Source organism: Pseudomonas sp. GYB4201 (assembly GCF_056312595.1).
In genome coordinates, this window is the sequence record NZ_JBWGIG010000063.1 from 1 (window position 1) to 20,355 (window position 20,355).

The window sequence follows — 20,355 nt, forward strand, 5'->3', positions numbered from 1 at the left end:
GCGGGTCCCCTCCCTCCGGCGTCGCCCAAGCGGCCGACGGCCCGGAATAGAAGCGCCTCCGGTTCCGTCTTCCCCGGCTACGCCGTGGACCGCTTGGCCAACGCCTCCAGTCGGCCCTGGCGCTTTATGGGGCACACAATCAAGATCAAAGGCCTCACGGGATCAAGATCAAGATCTACGGCAGCGGCAGTGCAGGCCAGTTACGGCTGCCGCTGCAGCCAGCGCTACGCCGCCGCAGCCTCCTGCGCAGCCACCAACCTCTGCAAAAACGTCGCCAACGCCACTTCCTCCAACCGCAACCCTTTACGCTTGCGCGGCTTCGGCAGCTTGGCCAGCTCCCCCAGCACATACCGCTCCAGCACCGCCGGGTGGATGTAGCACTTGCGGCACACCGCCGGGGTGTTGCCCAGGGTGCGCGCCACGGCCTTGACCATTTCCACGATCTGCCGCTTCGCCTCGGGTTCAGGCTGCCAGTGCAGCTCGCGCAGCATGGCCAGGGCCAGGGCGCTGCCGGCCCAGGTGCGGTAGTCCTTGGCGGTGAAGTCGGCGCCGGTCATTTCGTGCAGGTAGGCGTTGACGTCGTTGGAGCTGACCGTGTGCCGCTCGCCGTGCTCGTCCAGGTACTGGAACAGGTGCTGGCCGGGCAGTTCCAGGCAGCGCTTGATGATCCGCGCCAGGCGCTTGTCGCGCACCGATACCCGATGTTCGACGCCGCTCTTGCCGCGAAAGTGGAACTCGATGGCGCTGCCTTTCACCGCCACATGGCGGTTGCGCAAGGTGGTCAGGCCGTAGGAGCGGTTGTCCCGGGCGTACTGGCTGTTGCCGACGCGAATCAGCGTGGTGTCGAGCAGCGAGATCACCGTGGCCATGATCTTGTTGCGGTCAAGGCCCGGCAGCGCCAGGTGGCTTTCCAGTTGCTTGCGCAGCTTGGGCAGGGCCTTGCCGAACTCGATCATGCGCGCGTACTTGTCCTGGTCGCGCACCTCGCGCCAGCGTGCGTGATAGCGGTACTGCTTGCGGCCACGGGCGTCACGGCCGGTGGCCTGCAGGTGGCCGCGCGAGTCGCTGCAGATCCACACGTCGGTGTAGGCCGGGGGCACGGCCAGGGCGTTGATGCGCTTGATCTCGTCGGGGTCGTCCACCCGGCCGCCATCGGCGTGGAAGTAGACGAAGTGGTCGCCCTGGCGCTCGCGGCGAATGCCCGGTTGCTGGTCATCGACGTAGTGCAGGTCCGGGGGCAGGTCGGGCAGGTCGGCGGCGATGTCGTTGAGGTCGGCCATGGCGCATAGGTTTCCAGGGGGGCATGAAGGATGGACCACGGCCTGTGCCGCAGGTGCCATCGGCGTGCGGGCCCCGGAAACAGGGGCTTCGGAAATTTCCTCGTTTCGTTCGGAAGCGTCCGACTTTTCGCACAAGTCGTGTCGCCAATAATTCGCTCCGTTGACTGCCTGGGCCTGCTTGCCCGGCCTGGCGGTTGGTAGGGCAGGCGTGCTGCCCATTCAACGAATACAACGGAGATCCACCATGAAAAAGCTCTTCCTTGCCTTGCCCCTGGCCCTGTTTGTCGTCGGTAACGCGATGGCTATCGACCCGATCGAGAAGCAAGTGACCGTGACAGCGGTCATCCCGACCGACAGCTTCTACGTGGAGCCAGTGGGCGGCAACTGGATGAACGATCCACAGGAAATGTCCTGGAACCCCTTCCAGCAGACGCTCACCCCGATCAGCAAGCAACTGCAGGTCAAGAGCACCACCGGTGCCATCTCCGCCTACGTGCTGACCCCGCCGGTGATGACCAGCGGCGCCAACAACATCGGCCTGCAAGTGTCGGTGGCCGGCAAGACCCTGACCACTACCGGTGCCGAGGTGATTACCGCGGCCCAGGCAGCACCTGGCAGCACCGTGTCGTTCCAGGTGGCCGCACTGGGCGATGGTTCCACCTACGTGCCGGGTGCCTACCAGGGCGTGGTCAACATGATGTTCGAAACCGTCACGCCCTAAACCCGCAGCACTTTTGCTCCAGGCCTTTCTCGACCTGCGCCTCCTGGCGCGGGCCGGGAAAGGCTTGCCCGTGAACCGTAGATGGCGTCTGTTATGAACCTTGCCTTTTCCATTCGCCTTGCGCTGGGTTGCTGTGCCGCGTTGGTGTGGTTTGCCCAAGGCCAGGCCCAGGCGGCCGCCACGGCACCCGCCGCGCTGGGTGTGCTGAGCCAGGCCGAGAACCTGCCCAGCGATTTCAGCGAACATTTCTTCGACGTGCCGCTGGCCGTGCGCGTCGACCTCGACGGCCGTTTCCTTGGCGAAGCCATGATCGTGCTGTCACGCAACGAAACCGTGCAACTGCTCGAGTTCACCCAGGTGGATGAAAGCCACGAGCCCGATGCCACCCGCCAGCGCTGGCGCGACCTGCTGGTGGACGGCCGGCCCCTGGGCAATTGCCTCAAGGACTGCGCCCAGGAGCTGGTGGCCCTGCACTACAGCCTGGTGAACTCGCAGCTGTCGATTCTGACCCGCGCCGTGGAGCAGGACCCGGCCCAGGCACGCTTCTATTCGCTGCCCGAGCAGGGCAGCCGCGGCCTGATCGTGCGCAACCAGCTCAACCTGGCCCGCGACGGCGACCAGACCAGTGGCCGTTACGCCCTGCAGGGGCAGAGCAGCCTGGGCAACTGGACCGGCCTTGCCAACGTGCAGGCCGACCGCAGCAACGAGGTCGGTGCCCAGTCCCGCCACCGCGTCGACCAGCTGTACGGCGAGCGGGTCAGCCCCGCCCATTTTTTCCGCCTGGGTTACTTCACGCCCAGCTCCCAGGGCCTCACCCGCCAGCCACGGCTGATGGGTTCCAGCCCCGATGCCACGGTGGGGGTGATGTTCGGCAGCAGCGACAGCCTGGCCATCAACAACGGCGCGCCCAGCAGCACGCCGATCTACGTCACGCCCAACCGTCTGGGCGTGGTCGAGATCTACCGCAACGGCCAGCTGATCAACAGCCAGCCGGTGCAGGCCGGCCTGCAAGCCATCGACACCCGCGTGCTGCCCGGCGGTATCTACGAGGTGGAAGTGCGCCTGGTGGAAGACGGCCAGGTGACCTCGCGCACCCCTGAGTTCATCTACAAGCCCGGCAACTGGGCCAACCCCGAGCAGCGCTGGCGCTACAACCTGTTCGCCGGCCAGCAGCGCGACCTGCTCAGCAACTGGGACAACCAGGATGAGGAGGGCGGCCTGAGCGCCGGCGTGCTCACCAACTACCTGCTGCACCCGCGCGCCGTGGTCGGCCTGTCGGCCCAACGCGTGGACGACCGCATGCAGTACGGTACGTCGCTGGACTGGGACCCCCACGACCGCTTCAAGCTGTTCGGCAACCTGTACCACACCCAGGATCAGGGCGATGGCTTCGACCTGCAGGGCATCTTCAACTACGAACGCGGCAGTCTGGTGGCCAGCCACACCCGTGCCTGGACCGAACCGCCCAAGCTGGACCGTCGCGACAACCCGCGCCGGTACAGCAACTGGCGCGGCGGCCAGACCCAGCAAAGCTCGCTGTCCCTGAGCCACCGCCTGACCCGTGAAAACACCGTCAGCGCGCGTTTGTCCCACAGCAGTGGCGCCATCGAGGGCATGGCCATGGACCTGGGCTGGGCGTACCACGGCACCCTCAAGGGTTCGGACGCCACCTGGCGGCTGTCGCTGTTCGACCGCCCCGGCACCTACAGCTCCGGCAGCCAGCGTAACCGTGGCGTCAACCTGAGCCTGAGCCTGGCGTTGGGCAAGCCAGGCCAGCGCCTGTCGGCCAGCGTCGGCAGCCAGACCTCGCGCGATGGCGGCCGCGACCAGACCGCCACGCTCACCTACCAGCAGGACCTGCAGCACCACACCCTGCGCAGCGTCTCCGGCTCGGTGTCGGCGGACCGCTACGGCGCCGGCTTCGGTGCCAACACCCAGTTCCAGAACGGCTACCTGTTTGGCGACGCCTACGCGCAGAACTCTTCCTACAACGGCGAGCTGTCGGGTGGCCTGAACCTTGAGAGCACCCTGGCCCTGGGCGAAGGGCACGTGGCCATGAGCGGCGAGTACGGGTTGTACGACGCCGGCCTGATCGTCGACGTGGATTCGGACCTGGCGCAACTGGACCTGCGCGCCGATGACATCTCCGGTGCCAGCACCGCCTTGCACCCCGGGCGCAACGTGATCGCGGTGCAGGCCTACAAGTCCGGCAGCGTGCAGCTGGACTTCGCCGGCCGCGACGCCCACGCGGCGGTGATCCAGCCAGCCAGCCTGGGCTACCACCTGAACAAGGGCGGCGTGGAGTACCGCCAGGTGCGGGTGATGCGCACCCTGACCGTGCTCGGGCGCCTGCTGGACGGGCAGGGGCAGCCGCTCAAGGGCGCGCTGGTGATTAACCACGCCAGCCGCAGCGTCAGCGAGGCCGACGGCTTCTTCGCGGTGGAGATGAGCGAGTCCACGCCCACCCTAGAAGTGCGCCACAAGGGCGCCAGGGTGTGCTTCCTGCGCCTGGATGCCAGGCACGCGCGGCGTGAGAACGAAGTGCTGCTGGTCGGCGACCAGCGTTGCACCACCGACACCCTGGCCCAGGCCGATGGAGCGGCGGGCGAGGGCGCCTAGGCCGCCATCGGCACGAAGGTAACTCGGAAATTTCGACGGGGTGTTTGGGAATCGGCCTACATCCCGCGTCGATCAGTTTTCCAATAATGGGCGCAGTCGCCGGCCACCTGGCAGCGCTGCCCCGTCACTGCAAGGTCAACCATCATGAAACGACTCATCGTTGCCATCGCCTGCCTGTTGCCCGGGCTGCTGCAGGCCGCGCCGCAACTCAATATCGGCGGCCTCTATGACTACCTGGACGGCAACCGCAGCACCCAGCTCAAGCGGGTGCGCAACAGCGGCGACAGCACCGCTTTCGTCAAGGTCAGCGTGGCCGAGATCGTCTACGCCGCCGACGGCACCTCGCGCGAGGTGCCCATGGACGGCCTGCCGGCCGAGCAGCGCGCGCTGGTGGCCAGCCCGGCGCGGCTGATCGTGCCGGCCAACGGCATGCAGGCCGTGCGCCTGCTGTACCGCGGCGAGCGCGACCGCGAACGCTACTTCCGCCTGCGCTTCATCCCGGTGCTGCCCCAGGTCAACGACGGCTTCGCCCTGACCCAGCAGGAAAGCGAGCAGTACAAGGATTCGCTCAAGGCGGGCGTGAACATTCTCGCCGGCTACGGCTCGCTGCTGTTCGTGCGGCCCCAGGCCACCCGCTTCGACACCCAGGTGCTGCAGGAACCGGGGCGTTTCCTGGTGCCCAACCAGGGCAACAGCACCGTGGTGCTGGACCATTTCAACGACTGTGACGCCAGCGGTCAGCAATGCGAAGTCACCACCAAGCACCACCTGCTGCCCAACTCGCGTCGCAGCTTCACCAAACAGCCGGGGCGCCAGTACCGGTTCGAATTGATCGAGGGCGAGCAATCGCGCCAGGTCGAGTTTCGGGGTTGAGCACGGATTTGCCAGCCCCAGCGAGGATGCCATGTACAGAGCGATGATTGTCGATGACCACCCGTTTATCCGCGCTAGCGTGCGGTTGCTGTTGGAGAAGATGAAGATCAGGGTGGTGGCCGAGCTGGACAACGGCGTGGACGCCCTGGCGGTGATCCGCGACTGGATGCCCGACCTGCTGGTCCTCGACATCGCCATGCCCCGGCTCGACGGCATGGAGGTCATCGCGCGCATTCGGGACATGCAGCTGCCGATCAAGATCCTGGTGCTGACGTCCCAGGCGCCGGACTATTTTTCCCTGCGCTGCATGAAGGCCGGCGCGGCTGGCTACGTCTCCAAGTCCGACAACCTCAACGAGTTGACCAAGGCGGTGCAGGCCGTGCGCAGCGGCTATTCGTACTTTCCCGACGTGGCCCTGAGCTCGGTGCACCGTGGCGACAGCCTGGACAGCGAGGCCCAGTGCATCGCCCGGCTCACCGACCGCGAGCTGCTGATCCTGCAACAACTGGCGCGCGGCTACAGCAACAAGGCCATCGGCCACGAAATGCTGCTGAGCAACAAGACCGTGAGCACCTACAAAACCCGCCTGATCGAGAAGTTGCGGGTCAAATCCCTGGTCGACCTGGCGGATCTGGCCAGGCGCCATGCGCTGATATAGGACGCTGCGATGAAGGCACGGATGCTGTGCTGGCTGTGGCTGTGGTTGGCGTGCCCGGCGTTGGCCGATGACGCGGCGCCCATGCTCTATGGGCGCTCGAACCTGGCCGCGGCCGAAATCGAGCAGCTGGAGCTCACCGACGACGACCGCCGCTGGCTGTGGCAGCAGCGCACCCTGCGCCTGGGCGTCAGCCAGCCCGAATATGCGCCGTTCGATGTGCTGGGCACCGGCCGTGAGTACGAAGGCATTACCGCCGACTACGCGGCGCTGGTGGCCACGCTGCTGAACCTGAGCGTGGAAGTGGTGCGTTACCCATCGCGGGCGGAGGCGCTGGCGGCGGTGCGTGATGGTGCCATCGACATGCTCGGGACCTCCAATGGCTTCGAGGCGTCCATGGCCTACCTGGTGCTGTCCGAAGCCTACGCCCAGGACGATTCGGTGCTGGCCACCCGCACCGACGACCGCACGGCGCTACTCAGCGGCCTCGATGACCGCCGGCTGGCCATGCAGGAGTTCTACCTGCCGCGCGAGATGGTCACGCACCTGTACCCCAACGCCCACCTGCAGCTCTACCCCTCGACGCTGGCGGCCCTGGGGGCGGTGGCGTTCGGCCAGGCGGATGTGTTCCTGGGCAACGCCCTGGGCGCCTATTACCAGATCAACAAGGGCCAGCTCAACGGCCTGTTCCTCAGCCACCTGGTGCAGGCGCAGAGCAACCATTTCGGCTTTGCCCTGTCGCCGCGCAACAGCCGCCTGCTGGCTCTGGTCAATACTACGCTGCAGGCCATTCCCGAGAGCGAGCGCCGGGCTATCCTGGGGCGCTGGAGCGTCGGTGGCGTCAGCATCGGCCAGCGCCGTGAGCTGGGGTTGAATGCGGCCGAACAACGCTGGCTGGCCACTGCGCCGACGCTGCGGGTATTGATGGATGACCAGTTCCTGCCGGTCAGCTACCGTGATGCCCAGGGGCGCTACCGGGGCATCAGCGCCCAGGTGCTGGACGTGATTGGGCAGATGACCGGGCTGCGCTTCGACGTCCAGTCCGGCACCACCCTGGAGGCGATGACCGAGCAGGTGGAGCGCGGCGAGGCCGACCTGATCGCAGCCCTGCCGCAGAGCCGCGCCCGCGAGGAGCACCTGGGGTTTACCCGCGCCTACCTGAGCAGCCCGCGGGTGCTGGTCACGCGTGACCAGCGGGGCACTGCGCAGTCGCTGGAACAGCTGAGCGGCAAGCGCCTGGCGCTGATCCATGGCAGCTTCATGCGCGACCGGGTGATCGACCAGTACCCCGGCATCATTCCCGTGGGGGCGCGCAGTGCCGACCATGCCCTGACGCTGGTGGCCGAGGGCAAGGCCGATGCGGCCATCCTCACGCTGATTGGCGCGCGCTATCGCATCCAGCGCCAGTACGCCGGGCGCCTGCGCATCAGTGCCACGCTGCCGGTGCGCCCGGCCAGCCTGGCGTTCGCCACCTCGCGCCAGGCCCCCGAGCTGCTGTCCATCCTCAACAAGGCGCTGTTGGCCATTCCCCCCCAGGAATTCAACGACCTGGCCGCCCGCTGGCGCGGCGAAGTGGTGCTGGAGGACAGCTTCTGGTCGCGGCACCGCTGGCACATCGTGCAGCTGCTGATTACCACCCTGGTGCTGCTGGGCCTGCTGCTGGGCTGGCTCAGCCAGCTGCGGCGCCAGGTCAAGCGCCGGCGCGAAGCCGAGGCCAAGCTGACCGACCAGCTGGAGTTCATGCGCGAGATGATCGATGGCACCCCGCACCCGCTGTACGTGCGCGACCGCAGCGGTGAACTGGTGACCTGCAATGCCAGTTACCTGGAGGCGTTGCAGGTGCTGCGCGACGAGGTCATCGGCAAGCCCGTGGGCCAGACCATCGCCCTGACCGCCGAGCAGGCCGAGGGCTACCAACAGGCCTACCTGGAGGCCATGGACGCGGGGGAGAAGGTGGTCGAGGACCGTGAAGTGCAACTGCGCAGCGGCGAAACCAAGACCATCTACCACTGGGTGCTGCCCTACAAGGCCGGCGACGGCCAGATCGCCGGCCTGATCGGTGGCTGGGTCGACATCACCGAGCGCCAGCGCCTGCTGCTGGCCTACCAACAGGCGAAGGAGCAAGCCGAGGCGGCCAACCACGCCAAGACGGTGTTCCTGGCCACCATGAGCCACGAAATCCGCACACCGATGAACGCCATCACCGGCATGCTCGAACTGGCGCTGAAGAAATCCCAGCAGGGCCGCCTGGACCACCTGTCCATCGAAGTGGCGGCCGGCGCTGCCAGTGGCCTGCTGGCGTTGATTGGCGACATTCTCGACATCACCCGCATCGAGACCGGCCAGCTGACGCTGGCGCCCGTGCCCACGCTGTTGATGGCCCATGTGGAGGCCGTGGAGCGGCTGTTCCAGGGGCAGGCGCGGCACAAGCGCCTGCGCCTGGCCCTGGAGGTGCAGGGCGAGGCCGACACCCCGGTCATGCTCGACCCGCTGCGCTTCAAGCAGATCATCTCCAACGTGATCAGCAACGCCGTGAAGTTCACCCAGCGCGGCGAAGTCGTGGTGCGGGTGGTCTTCACCCCCGGGGACGCCGCCGTGGGGGTGCAGTTGACGATCAGCGACACCGGCGTGGGCATCCCGCCCGACGAGCTGTCGAAGCTGGGGGCCGCTTTTGCCCAGGCCAGCAATCATCAGCACTCGGCCCGCGAAGGCTGCGGGCTGGGGCTGAACATCAGCCGCACCCTGTGCGCCATGATGGATGGCAGCATGAGCCTGGACAGCACCCTGGGCGAAGGCACGCAGGTGGTGATCGAATTGCAGCTGCCGCGCGCCGAGGCTGTGCCGCCGCCCACCGTGGCGCCGGAGGTGCCTAGCCGGGGGCCGGCGCTGAACATCCTGGTGGTGGACGACTACCGCGCCAACCGCATCCTGTTGCAGCAGCAACTGGCGTACCTGGGCCACCGGGTCAGCCTGGCCGAGGACGGTGGCAGCGGCCTGCGCGCCTGGTTGGGCGGGCAGTTCGATGTGGTCATGAGCGACTGCAACATGCCTGGCCTGGACGGCTACCAGCTGGTGCGTGCGATTCGCGTGCACGAGCGCCGGCAGCGCCGCCCGCGCTGCCGCGTGCTGGGCTTCACCGCCAACGCGGTGCCCCAGGAGCGGGTGCGTTGCCTGGAGGCGGGCATGGACGGTTGCCTGTTCAAGCCCCTGGGCCTGACCGAGCTGGCCGTGGCCCTGCAGCCTGGCCAGGGTGGGCAGGTGGTGGTGGCGCCGGTCAGCGACGGCATCGACCTTGCGTCACTGGAAGAGCTGACCGCGGGCGACAGCGTGGCGCTCAAAGGCCTGCTTGGCGATCTGGTGGAGTGTTGCCGCCAGGACCTGGGCAGCCTGGCCATGCTGGACGTCGAGGGCGACCGCGAAGGCATCGCCAACCTGGCGCATCGGGTCAAGGGCGGCGCGCGCATTATCCGTGCCGCGCAGGTGTTGGAGGCGTGCGAGCTGGTGGAGCGGGCGTGCGCGGATGCGCAGCAGCCGTTGGCGGGCAGGGTGGAGCAGCTGCGCGAAGCGCTGCAGGAGCTGACTGCGGGCCTGGAGGTCCGCTGCCGCGCCTGACCCCGTAGCAGCGGCCCCAGGCCGCGTCCGGTCGCGCCGCGGTGCTTCAGTTGAGCTGCGGCGCGACCGGACGCGGCCTAAGGACCGCTGCTACGTGTTTACTTGTTGTACTTGTCCAACCGGCTCTTCACCCGGTCGGTGATCTCGATGCAGTCCTTGACGTTGCCCTTGTCGCGGGCTGCGGTGGCAGAGTCGATGTCCTTGCCCACCAGCTCGTGCACTTTCGGGTCAGTGGTGGCAGCGCTGTTGATGCGGTCCTGCAAGCGCTGGATGTTCGCGTCGCACGTCTCGGTGTCGCCGGCGGCGCTGGCCTGGAAACTCAACGCCCCTGCCAGCACCAACAGCCCACAGCTCAAGATTCGCTTCATGGATGACGTCCTCGATCAATTGGTTGAACCATCTCGTTTAGGACAAGCACAAGCCAGTGTAGATGGCTTATTTGGTACGACAGATGTTGTTGTCGCTTCGTTCAGACGAAGATGCAGGCAAAACGCTTGCAGGGCTGGGCATGGCTGGCGGGTATTTGGTTAATGTATATAATCATTAATCGAATTACCCATGTGCCACCACAACCACAACAAGAGATGCACACCATGCCTGTACGTCCCGCTTCCCCGCGGCCGGTATTGACCGTCGCGCTGTGCTGGGCCGTGGCCTTGCTCGAAGGCTTCGACCTGCAATCCACCGGTATTACCGCGCCCTTCCTGGCCAAGGCGTTTGGCCTGGCACCCGCGCAGTTGGGCTGGGTGTTCAGCGCCGGGCTCATGGGCCTGCTGCCTGGCGCCTTTCTGGGCGGCTGGCTGGCCGACCGTGCCGGGCGCAAGGGCACCTTGCTGGCGGCGGTGCTGCTGTTCGGCGCCTTCACCCTGTTCACCGCCCACGCCAGCAGCTACCCCGGCCTGTTGCTGGCGCGGCTGCTGACCGGCCTCGGCCTGGGCGCGGCGCTGCCCATCATCATTGCCGTGGCCAGCGAGGCTGCGGCGCCGCGGCTGCGCAGCACCGCCGTCAGCCTGACCTATTGCGGCGTGCCACTGGGCGGTGCGCTGGCCTCGCTGATCAGCCTGTCGGGGGTGGGGGAACAGTGGCGCACGGTGTTCTATATCGGCGGCCTGGCGCCGCTGCTGATCGCCGTGGCCCTGCTGGTGTGGCTACCGCGCCTGAGCGTGGCGGCACCGTCGCAGCGCGCCGAGGGTTCGCCCGCCGGCCGCCTGTTCAGCCAGGGTCGGGCGCGGCAGACGCTGCTGCTGTGGCTGGCGTGCTTCTTTACCCTGACCGTGCTGTACCTGCTGCTGAACTGGCTGCCGTCGCTGCTCATGGCCAAGGGCTTCGACCGCGTGCAGGCCGGCTGGGTGCAGGTGCTGTTCAACCTCGGCGGCGCCGCAGGCTCGTTGTTGACCGGCCGGCTGATGGACCGCCAGCGCACCGGGCTGGCGGTGGTGATCGCCTACCTGGGCATGCTGGTGGCCCTGGCTGGCCTGGGCCTGGCCGCGACGTTCACCGGTATGGCGCTGGCCGGCGTGCTGGGCGGCTACTGCTGCATCGGCGCGCAGTTGGTGCTGTATGCGCTGGCGCCACGGGTCTACCCGGCGGACATGCGCGCCACCGGCGTGGGCGCGTGCGTGGCGGTGGGCCGCTTGGGGTCCATGGCTGGCCCGCTGGCCGCGGGGCAGATACTGGCGGCAGGGGCGGGTGTGGGCGGGGTGCTGCTGGCGGCCTCGCCGGGGCTGGTGGTCGCGGCGCTGGCGGCGTTGGCGTTGCTCGGTGAAGGGAGGGGCAAGGCTTTTTCAGGAAATATAGTTAATGGTATTAACGATTAATTGACGTAACCAGTTTTAGCCATTACTGTCTCCTTATCCACAACGCACAGCCCAAGAACAAGAGGTGTGAAATGAGCCGCTACGCAAACCGCTGGCAGACCGTGACCGTTGACGTCGAGGACGGCATCGCCTGGGTAACCCTCAACCGCCCGGAAAAACGCAACGCCATGAGCCCCACCCTCAACCGGGAAATGCGCGACGTGCTGGAAACCGTCGAGCAGGACGCCGACGCCCGCGTGCTGGTGCTGACCGGCGCCGGTAGCGCCTGGACCGCCGGCATGGACCTCAAGGAATACTTCCGCGAAGTGGACGCCGGCCCCGAGATCCTCCAGGAGCGCATTCGCCGTGATGCCTCGGAATGGCAATGGAAACTGCTGCGCCTGTACAGCAAGCCGACCATCGCCATGGTCAACGGCTGGTGCTTTGGCGGTGGCTTCAGCCCGCTGGTGGCCTGTGACCTGGCCATCTGCGCCGACGAGGCCACCTTCGGCCTGTCGGAGATCAACTGGGGCATCCCACCGGGCAACCTGGTGAGCAAGGCCATGGCCGACACCGTGGGCCACCGCCAGTCGCTGTACTACATCATGACCGGCAAGACCTTCGACGGGCAGAAGGCCGCCGAGATGGGCCTGGTAAACAAGAGCGTGCCGCTCAACCAGCTGCGCGAAGAGGTTATCCTGCTGGCCCAGGACCTGCTGGACAAGAACCCGGTGGTGCTGCGCGCGGCGAAGAACGGCTTCAAGCGCTGCCGTGAACTGACCTGGGAGCAAAGCGAAGACTACCTGTACGCCAAGCTCGACCAGGCACAGCTGCGCGACCCCGAGCACGGCCGCGAGCAGGGCCTCAAGCAATTCCTCGACGACAAGAGCATCAAGCCCGGCCTGCAAGCCTACAAGCGCTGACCCGTAGCAGCGGCCGCAGGCCGCGTCCCGGTGCCCCGCGGTGCCTTGGACGCAGCCTGCGGCAGCTGCTACGGATTTACATTCCCGACAACCATAACAACGAGGAATGCACCATGTTCGAAGTCCCCTTGCTGATCGCCGGCAAGGCCGTGGGCGCCCGCGACGGGCGCACGTTCGAGCGCCGCTGCCCGATGACCGGGCAGGTGGTGTCGATTGCCGCGGCCGCCACCCTCGAAGACGCCGACGCCGCAGTGGACGCCGCTCAAGCAGCGTTCCCGGCCTGGGCCGCGCTGGGCCCCGGCGAGCGTCGCAACCGCTTGCTGCGCGCCGCCGACGGCATGCTCGCGCGCAGCGCCGAATTCATGGCCATGGCCGCCGAGACCGGGGCCATGGCCAACTGGTACGGTTTCAACGTGCAGCTGGCGGCCAACATCCTGCGCGAGGCCGCAGCGCTGACCACCCAGGTCAACGGCCAGGTCATCCCGTCTGATGTGCCCGGCAGTTTCGCCATGGCCCTGCGCCAGCCGTGCGGCGTCATTCTCAGCATTGCGCCGTGGAACGCACCGGTGATCCTGGCCACGCGCGCCATTGCCATGCCGCTGGCGTGCGGCAACACCGTGGTGCTCAAGTCCTCGGAGCTGAGCCCGGCGGTGCACCGGCTGATCGGCCAGGTGCTGGAGGACGCCGGCATCGGCGCCGGCGTGGTCAATATTCTCAGCAATGCCCCGGCCGATGCTGCGGCCATCGTCGAGCGGCTCATCGCCCACCCGGCGGTGCGCCGGGTCAACTTCACCGGCTCCACCCACGTCGGCCGTATCATCGGCCAAGTGGCGGCGCGGCACCTGAAGCCGGCGTTGCTGGAACTGGGCGGCAAGGCACCGTTCCTTGTGCTGGCCGACGCCGACCTGGACGCGGCGGTGGAGGCGGCGGCCTTCGGCGCCTACTTCAACCAGGGGCAGATCTGCATGTCCACCGAGCGCCTGATCGTCGACGCGGCGGTGGCCGATGACTTCGTCGCGCGGCTGGCGCGCAAGGTCGCCGGCCTGCGCGCCGGTGACCCGGCGGACAGCCGCTCGGTGCTCGGTTCGCTGGTCGACCCTGCAGCGGCCACGCGCCTCCAGGCGCTGGTGGCCGACGCGGTTAGCCAAGGCGCCACCCAGGTGTGTGGTGGCACGGTGCAGGGCAGCGTCATGCAGCCGGTGCTGCTGGACCACGTGACTCCAGCCATGCGCCTGTATCACGAGGAGTCGTTCGGCCCGGTGGCCGTGGTGCAGCGCGCCGCTGGCGACGAGGCGCTGCTGGCGCTGGCCAATGATTCGGCCTTCGGCCTGTCGGCGGCCATCTTCAGCCGCGACACCAGCCGCGCGCTGGCCCTGGCGCAGCGCCTGGAGTCGGGCATCTGCCACATCAACGGCCCCACCGTGCACGACGAGGCGCACATGCCCTTCGGCGGCGTGAAGGCGAGCGGCTACGGCAGCTTTGGTGCCAGTGCCGCCATCGAGCAGTTCACCCAGCTGCGGTGGGTGACGGTCCAGCACGGCCCTCGTCACTACCCAATCTAACCGCAACCCCATTAACTGCTTCCAATAACAACAAGCAGAGGGACATCGCGTGAATCGTTCAATGGCAGCGGCGCCCTGGCGCGCCGTGAACATCGGCCACCCCCAGGTGCAGGTCGATGAAGTGCAAGGGGTGCTGCACATGCGCGCCCTGGAACCGCTGCAGGCACACCCCCAGCGGCTGATGGAACGCCTGGTGCAGTGGGCGCAGGTGCGCCCGCAGCAGACCTTCGTCGCCCGCCGCGACGGCCAGGGCCAATGGCAACGCATCAGCTACGCGCAGATGCTCGAGCGCACCCGCGCCATCGCCGCACGGCTGCTGGGCTTCAACCTCAGCGCCGAGCGGCCGCTGGTGATCCTGTCGGGCAACGACCTGGAGCACCTGCAGCTGACCTGCGCCGCGTTGTATGCCGGCATTCCGTACTGCCCGGTGTCGCCGGCCTACTCGCTGGTGTCGCGGGACTACGGCAAGCTGCGCCACATCATCGACACCCTGACGCCGGGCCTGGTGTTTGCCAGCGATGGCGCCTACCTGCCGGCTATCGAGGCAGTGCTGCCAGCGGATGTACCGGTGATTTTTGCCGATGGACAGTCGCCCGGGCTGGCCTTCGATGAACTGCTCGGCGCTGCCGACCCAGCCTTGGCGGACGAGGCGTTCGCAGCCGTGACCGCCGACAGCATCGCCAAGTTTCTCTTCACCTCCGGCTCCACCAAGCTACCCAAGGGCGTGGTCACCACCCAGCGCATGCTCTGCGCCAACCAACAGATGCTGCTGCAGACCTTTCCCGAATTCGCCGACGAGCCGCCGGTGCTGGTGGACTGGCTGCCGTGGAACCACACCTTTGGTGGCAGCCACAACGTCGGCATCGTGCTGTACAACGGCGGCAGCCTGTACATCGACGACGGCAAGCCCACCCCAGCGCTGTTCGCCGAGACCCTGCGCAACCTGGGCGAGATCTCGCCCACGGCCTACCTCACCGTGCCCAAGGGCTGGGAGGAGTTGGTCAGCCAGCTGGAGCAGGACGGCGACCTGCGCGAGCGCTTCTTTGCGCGCATGAAGCTGTTCTTCTTCGCCGGGGCAGGGCTGTCGCAATCGGTGTGGGACCGCCTGGACAAGGTTGCCGTGGCCCACTGCGGCGAGCGCATCCGCATGATGGCCGGGCTGGGCATGACCGAGACCGCGCCGTCGTGCACCTTCACCACCGGGCCGCTGGCGGTGGCCGGCTACGTCGGCCTGCCGGCACCTGGCTGCGAGGTCAAGCTGGTGCCGCGCGACGGCAAGCTGGAGGTGCGCTTCCGTGGCCCCCACGTGATGCCGGGCTACTGGCGCGCGCCGCAGCAGAGCCGCGAGGCGTTCGATGAGCAGGGTTATTACTGCTCCGGCGACGCCGTGCGCCTGGCCGACCCGCAGAACCCGCAGCTGGGGTTGATGTTCGATGGCCGCATCGCCGAGGACTTCAAGTTGTCCTCGGGGGTGTTCGTCAGCGTTGGGCCGCTGCGCACGCGGGTGATCCTCGACGGCGCGCCGTACGTGCATGACGTGGTGGTGGCGGGCCCGGATCGCGAGCGCCTGGGGCTGCTGATTTTCCCGCGGTTGGACGAGTGCCGGCAGCTGGCAGGGCTGGGTGCCGATGCCACGGTGCCCCAGGTGCTGGCGGCAGGGCCTGTGCAGGCCTGGCTGGCGGACCTGCTGGGGCGCCTCAACCAGCACGCCACCGGCAGCGCCAGCCGTATCGACTGGGCAAGCCTGGCGCAACAGCCGCCGTCCATCGACAGCGGCGAGATCACCGACAAGGGTTCGATCAACCAGCGCCTGGTGTTGCAAGGCCGCGCCGCGCTGATCGACGACCTGTACGCTGGCAAGGTACCGCGTACCCTGGCCCGATAACGTGGCGCCTGGGGACGCGGCCTGCGGCCGCTGCTACACATTCTCCGTAGCAGCTGCCGCAGGCGGCGTCCACAGGCTCAAGCGTTACCCTGATACACCTTGCGCAACAACCCCAGCAACTGCTCGCGCTCTTCGGCGCTCAGGTTCGCCGTGGCTTCCTGGTCGCTGCGTGCGGCCACCTCTTTCAGTTCCTTGAGCAACGCCTCGCCGGCCTTGCTCAGGAACAGTCCATAGGAACGCTTGTCCGGCTTGCAGCGCACCCGCAAGGCCAGCCCGCGTTCTTCCAGCTTGTTGACCATGGGCACCACCTGCGGCGGTTCGATGGCCAGGCTCTTGGCCAGTTCCGCCTGGGTGGGGCCGGGGTTCTGGGCGATGATCGCCAGGGCGGAAAATTGCGCCGGGCGCAGGTCATAGGCATTGAGCTGTTCCACCAGGTGCTGGAACACCTGGATCTGCGCGCGGCGCAGGGCATAGCCGATCAGATCGTCGAGCACGCCGGTGTCCAGCGGGTCGGGGGTGGTGGGCGGGGAGCTGGGAGTGGCCATGGTATCGGGCTTTTATTAGGGGAATCGTTAACCAGTATAACGGTTTATCTCGCCCCGGGTGTACCACCTTGCCGGACGACGAAGGGCAGGGGCGGCGGCTTGACGAACGCGCGGAGGCGGCGAATACTGTTTCCAGATTCATATAGATGACTACATAACTAAAAGAGCCCGTCTGCCATGAACAGTCTTTCCAGTGACGAGCGCCTGCCGCTGTACCAGCGCTTGCGCGACCAGCTCGCCGAGCAGATTGCCAGCAACCGCTGGCAGCCCGGCGCGGCCATTCCCACCGAGTCGGCGCTGGCGGCCGAGTACGGCCTGTCGATCGGCACGGTACGCAAGGCTATCGACCAACTGGTCAGCGAGTCGCTGCTGGAACGCCAGCAAGGCCGCGGCACCTTCGTGCGCCGCCCGCAGTTCCAGTCCTCGCTGTTTCGCTTCTTCCGTTTCCAGGACGCCGACGGCGCCCGCCAGGTGCCGGAAAGCCGCATCCTCTCCAATGAAGCCCTGCAGGCGCCTGCCGACGTGGCCCATGCCTTGGCCCTGGAGCCCGGCGCCCAGGTGATCCGCCTGCTGCGCCTGCGCCTGATCAACGCCCAGCCGCTGCTGGTGGAAGAGATCTGGCTGCCCCACGAACCGTTCGCCGCCATCCTCGACCACGACCTCAACGCCCACGGCCCGCTGCTGTACCCGGTGTATGAAAGCCTGTGCGGGCAGGTGATCGCCGCCGCCGACGAGACCCTGACCGCCGAAGCGGTCAGCGAAGTGCACGCGCGCCTGCTGCGCGTAGATGCCGGTAGCCCCGTGGTGGTGATCGAGCGAGTGGCACGCAACTACGCCGGCCAACCGCTGGAATGGCGGCGCTCCTGGGGCCACGCCCGGCACTTCCGCTACAGCGTCGAAATCCGCTGACCTGTCCCACCCATAAGGATAAGAAAACATGTTCACCTGGTATCGAGACGTCACCGCGCGCGAGCGCAAGACCTTCTGGGCCTGCTTCGGCGGCTGGGCGCTGGACGCCCTGGAAGTGCAGATGTTTGGCCTGGCGATTCCGGCGCTGATCGCCGCGTTCGCCCTGAGCAACACCCAGGCCGGCCTGATCAGCAGCGTCACGCTGATCACCTCGGCGGTGGGCGGCTGGCTGGGTGGTACGCTGTCGGACCGCTATGGCCGGGTACGTACCCTGCAGTGGATGATCCTGTGGTTCTCGCTGTTCACCTTCGCCTCGGCGTTTGTCACCGACTTCAACCAGCTGGTGGTGATCAAGGCCTTGCAGGGCTTTGGCATTGGCGGCGAATGGGCGGCGGGTGCGGTGCTGATGGCCGAGAGCATCCAGGCGCGCTACCGCGGCAAGGTCATGGGCACGGTGCAGAGCGCCTGGGCCGTAGGCTGGGGCACCGCGGTAGGGGTGTTCACGCTGATCTATTCCTTCGTGCCCGCGGACTACGCCTGGCGGGTGATGTTCCTGGTGGGCCTGCTGCCCGCCATCCTGATTATCTACGTGCGCCGCAGCGTGCCGGAGCCGGACAGTTTCCTGCGCCAGCAACAGGCCAAGGCCGCGCCCTTGAACCTGTTCGCGGCCATGGCGGCCATTTTCCGCCCGCAACTGCTGCGCGTAACCTTGCTGGGCGGGCTGCTGGGCCTGGGCGCCCACGGTGGTTACCACGCGGTGATGACCTGGCTGCCGACCTTCCTCAAGACCGAGCGCAACCTCTCGGTGCTCAGCTCGGGCGGCTACCTGGCGGTGATCATCGTCGCCTTCTTCTGCGGCTGCGTGGCCAGTGGTTTCCTGGTGGACCGCATCGGCCGGCGCAAGAACATCATCCTGTTCGCCTTCTGCTGCGTGCTGACGGTGCAGGCCTACCTGTTCCTGCCGCTCACCAACCAGCAGATGCTGTTCCTGGGCTTCCCCCTGGGCTTCTTCGCCGCCGGTATTCCCGCCAGCCTCGGCTCGTTGTTCAACGAACTGTACCCGGCCGACGTGCGCGGCGCCGGGGTGGGCTTCTGCTACAACTTCGGCCGCGTGGTGGCCGCGGTGTTCCCGGCCATGGTCGGCCACCTGAGCGCGAGCATGTCCCTGGGCTCGGCCATCGGCATCGACGCCGGCATTGCCTACGGCGTGGCCATGATCGCCGCCCTGGCACTGCCCGAAACCCGCGGCCGCAGCCTGGTCGCCCAGACCCCGGGCGACACCCCCAAGCCGGTGGCGCCCACCCACCCGTCACGGGCCTGACCCCATCAATCCATGCAGACCATCACCATGCCACTGACCGCCCCCTTGCCCATCCTCGGCATTGACGCCCACGCCCACGTGTTCGGCCGCCAGCTCGACTTCGTCGACGGCCGCCGCTACACCCCGGACTACGACGCCACCCTGGCGCAATGGCTGGGCCACCTGCGCGAACAGGGGCTAAGCCACGGCGTGCTGGTGCAGCCCAGCTTCCTGGGCACCGACAACAGCCACCTGCTCCAGGCCCTGGCCGCCGCCCCCGAGCAGCTGCGCGGGGTGGCGGTGGTGGCGCCGGACGTCAGCCAGTCCCAGCTCAAGCGCATGGCCCGGCTGGGCGTGTGCGGCATCCGCCTGAACCTGATGGGCCAGGCCTTGCCGGACCTGGCGTCGCCCACCTGGGCGCCGCTGCTGGAAACGGTGGCGGAGCTGGGCTGGCACGTGGAACTGCACCGCCAGATCGAAGACATACCCAGCCTGTGGGCGGCGCTGCAGCGCTACGGCTGCAAGGTCGCCATCGACCACTTCGGCCGCCCCCACGCCGGTTTCGGCACCAGCCACGGCACCTTCCAGCGCCTGTTGGAACTGGGCGACGGCAAGCGCACCTGGGTCAAGCTCTCCGGGGTCTACCGCCTGGGCGGCACCCACAGCGAGAACCTGTCGTTCGCCCACGACGCAGTGCCGCTGCTGATTGAGCACTTCGGCGCCGACCGCCTGATGTGGGGCAGCGACTGGCCGCACACCCAGCACGAGCGGCAGGTGAATTACGCGGGTGAGTTCGAGCTGTTCCAGAGCCTGGTGCCGTGGGCGGCGCAGCGGCGGGCGATTCTGTGTGATGGGCCGGGGAAGCTGTTCGGCTTTTGAGGCTGGCGTCGTAGCCGCAGGGTTGGCAGTGCGGCTACGAGCGTTTGGCGGGGTACAACTTTAGTGACGAGTGATCCAGCGCTGCGCCTAGTCCTGAAGTTCGGCGGCCAGTACAGGCACCGCCTCCAGTCGTGCCTTGAGCTGATCGACGTAGGCCTGTGCTTCTTCCTCGGTGCGGAAGGTCACGGGGTCGTCGTTCAGCCAGACCAGGCAGGAGGAATCGTTGTTGTTTTTTTCGATCTTGATCTTCATCCGTAAAGCCATCTGCAGTTTTTTGTGCGGCGATAGTAGCGGAATCCTTCGTCACGTCAAATGTATCTTGAGGTGTCTAAAACGGGGCTTTCAGCGATTTTATGGTTTTGCTAGTAAATACTGGTATTTCGCTAGCATTGGAAGATCGTTCAATATAAACAATCAAGCCTGTCTGTGTCATAGCTGAAAAACAGACCTGAGGCGCACGACCTGTAGCAGCACTGTCTTTGTGGGAGCAACTGTCTTGAAATGGCGTCGTCTGCATCGCGACTAAAGTCGGCTCCTACACTATTCGTGGTAGGAGCCGGCCTTGGCCGCGATGCAGGCGACGCGGTCCATGGGGTATCCCCATTCGCGTAGCAGCTGCCGCCAGGCGGCGTCTGCTTCACGCGGTGCATCAGCTGTACCGCAGCGCCCGTGACACGGCCTGGGGCCGCTGCTACGGAAGATTGGCGTAGCAGCAACTGTCTTGAAATGGCGTTGTCTGCATCGCGACTAAAGTCGGCTCCTACACTGTTCGTGGTAGGAGCCGGCCTTGGCCGCG

16 protein-coding genes are annotated in these 20,355 nt (G+C 67.0%); 12 read left to right on the plus strand and 4 right to left on the minus strand.

Annotated elements, in window-relative coordinates; translation table 11 throughout:
• Positions 1-224 precede the first annotated feature (224 nt).
• Positions 225-1,280: a DNA topoisomerase IB gene (locus AC0Z2B_RS31340; RefSeq protein ID WP_476301928.1), complete on the minus strand. Its 1,056-nt coding sequence runs from the start codon at positions 1,278-1,280 to the stop codon at positions 225-227.
• A gap of 244 nt (positions 1,281-1,524) precedes the next feature.
• Between AC0Z2B_RS31340 and AC0Z2B_RS31345 the strand changes: the two genes are divergently transcribed.
• The 5 genes from AC0Z2B_RS31345 to AC0Z2B_RS31365 all read left to right on the plus strand — a co-directional run bounded on the left by AC0Z2B_RS31345 (position 1,525) and on the right by AC0Z2B_RS31365 (position 9,760).
• Positions 1,525-2,001, plus strand: coding sequence for a CS1 type fimbrial major subunit (locus tag AC0Z2B_RS31345; protein ID WP_476301930.1), 477 nt, complete (start codon positions 1,525-1,527; stop codon positions 1,999-2,001).
• A 93-nt stretch (positions 2,002-2,094) separates the two neighbouring features.
• Positions 2,095-4,620 (plus strand): TcfC E-set like domain-containing protein, encoded by a 2,526-nt coding sequence (locus tag AC0Z2B_RS31350; RefSeq protein ID WP_476301932.1) that lies wholly within the window; start codon positions 2,095-2,097, stop codon positions 4,618-4,620.
• A gap of 144 nt (positions 4,621-4,764) precedes the next feature.
• The gene (locus tag AC0Z2B_RS31355) at positions 4,765-5,493 is read left to right on the plus strand and encodes a fimbrial biogenesis chaperone (protein ID WP_416423371.1); all 729 of its coding nucleotides are present in this window, start codon (positions 4,765-4,767) and stop codon (positions 5,491-5,493) included.
• A gap of 31 nt (positions 5,494-5,524) precedes the next feature.
• Positions 5,525-6,151, plus strand: coding sequence for a response regulator (locus AC0Z2B_RS31360; RefSeq protein WP_476301935.1), 627 nt, complete (start codon positions 5,525-5,527; stop codon positions 6,149-6,151).
• Positions 6,152-6,160: 9 nt separating this feature from the next.
• A complete protein-coding gene (locus AC0Z2B_RS31365; RefSeq protein WP_476301938.1) occupies positions 6,161-9,760 on the plus strand; it encodes a transporter substrate-binding domain-containing protein in 3,600 nt (1,199 codons plus the stop codon).
• A gap of 98 nt (positions 9,761-9,858) precedes the next feature.
• On the opposite strand, the gene AC0Z2B_RS31370 is transcribed toward AC0Z2B_RS31365, so the two are convergent.
• Positions 9,859-10,128 carry a hypothetical protein gene (locus tag AC0Z2B_RS31370; protein ID WP_476301940.1) on the minus strand — a complete coding sequence of 90 codons (270 nt, stop codon included), beginning with the start codon at positions 10,126-10,128 and terminating at the stop codon, positions 9,859-9,861.
• A gap of 225 nt (positions 10,129-10,353) precedes the next feature.
• Here AC0Z2B_RS31370 and mhpT point away from each other — a divergent pair, with 225 nt between their 5' ends.
• From mhpT to AC0Z2B_RS31390, 4 genes are all read left to right on the plus strand, one after another.
• The gene (mhpT, locus tag AC0Z2B_RS31375; protein WP_476301942.1) at positions 10,354-11,577 is read left to right on the plus strand and encodes a 3-(3-hydroxy-phenyl)propionate transporter MhpT; all 1,224 of its coding nucleotides are present in this window, start codon (positions 10,354-10,356) and stop codon (positions 11,575-11,577) included.
• 71 nt (positions 11,578-11,648) lie between these two features.
• Positions 11,649-12,479 (plus strand): p-hydroxycinnamoyl CoA hydratase/lyase, encoded by an 831-nt coding sequence (locus tag AC0Z2B_RS31380; RefSeq protein WP_416423376.1) that lies wholly within the window; start codon positions 11,649-11,651, stop codon positions 12,477-12,479.
• Positions 12,480-12,592: 113 nt separating this feature from the next.
• A complete protein-coding gene (locus AC0Z2B_RS31385) occupies positions 12,593-14,041 on the plus strand; it encodes an aldehyde dehydrogenase (protein WP_476301945.1) in 1,449 nt (482 codons plus the stop codon).
• Positions 14,042-14,102: 61 nt separating this feature from the next.
• A complete protein-coding gene (locus AC0Z2B_RS31390) occupies positions 14,103-15,926 on the plus strand; it encodes a feruloyl-CoA synthase (RefSeq protein ID WP_476301954.1) in 1,824 nt (607 codons plus the stop codon).
• A gap of 77 nt (positions 15,927-16,003) precedes the next feature.
• Here the strand turns inward: AC0Z2B_RS31390 and AC0Z2B_RS31395 are convergent, their stop codons facing one another.
• Positions 16,004-16,471 (minus strand): MarR family winged helix-turn-helix transcriptional regulator, encoded by a 468-nt coding sequence (locus tag AC0Z2B_RS31395; RefSeq protein ID WP_416423378.1) that lies wholly within the window; start codon positions 16,469-16,471, stop codon positions 16,004-16,006.
• A gap of 177 nt (positions 16,472-16,648) precedes the next feature.
• On the opposite strand from AC0Z2B_RS31395, the gene AC0Z2B_RS31400 reads away from it, so the two are divergent.
• Genes AC0Z2B_RS31400 through AC0Z2B_RS31410 form a run of 3 tightly spaced genes read left to right on the plus strand, consistent with a single transcriptional unit; the run spans position 16,649 to position 19,559 of the window.
• Complete coding sequence (locus tag AC0Z2B_RS31400) at positions 16,649-17,380, plus strand: GntR family transcriptional regulator (protein ID WP_476301948.1); 732 nt, start codon at positions 16,649-16,651, stop codon at positions 17,378-17,380.
• Between the two features lie 28 nt (positions 17,381-17,408).
• On the plus strand, positions 17,409-18,701 hold the full coding sequence (locus AC0Z2B_RS31405) for an MFS transporter (RefSeq protein WP_476301950.1): 1,293 nt from the start codon (positions 17,409-17,411) through the stop codon (positions 18,699-18,701).
• A 27-nt stretch (positions 18,702-18,728) separates the two neighbouring features.
• On the plus strand, positions 18,729-19,559 hold the full coding sequence (locus tag AC0Z2B_RS31410) for an amidohydrolase family protein (RefSeq protein ID WP_476301952.1): 831 nt from the start codon (positions 18,729-18,731) through the stop codon (positions 19,557-19,559).
• An 87-nt stretch (positions 19,560-19,646) separates the two neighbouring features.
• On the opposite strand, the gene AC0Z2B_RS31415 is transcribed toward AC0Z2B_RS31410, so the two are convergent.
• The gene (locus AC0Z2B_RS31415; RefSeq protein ID WP_416423382.1) at positions 19,647-19,811 is read right to left on the minus strand and encodes a hypothetical protein; all 165 of its coding nucleotides are present in this window, start codon (positions 19,809-19,811) and stop codon (positions 19,647-19,649) included.
• Positions 19,812-20,355 lie beyond the last annotated feature (544 nt).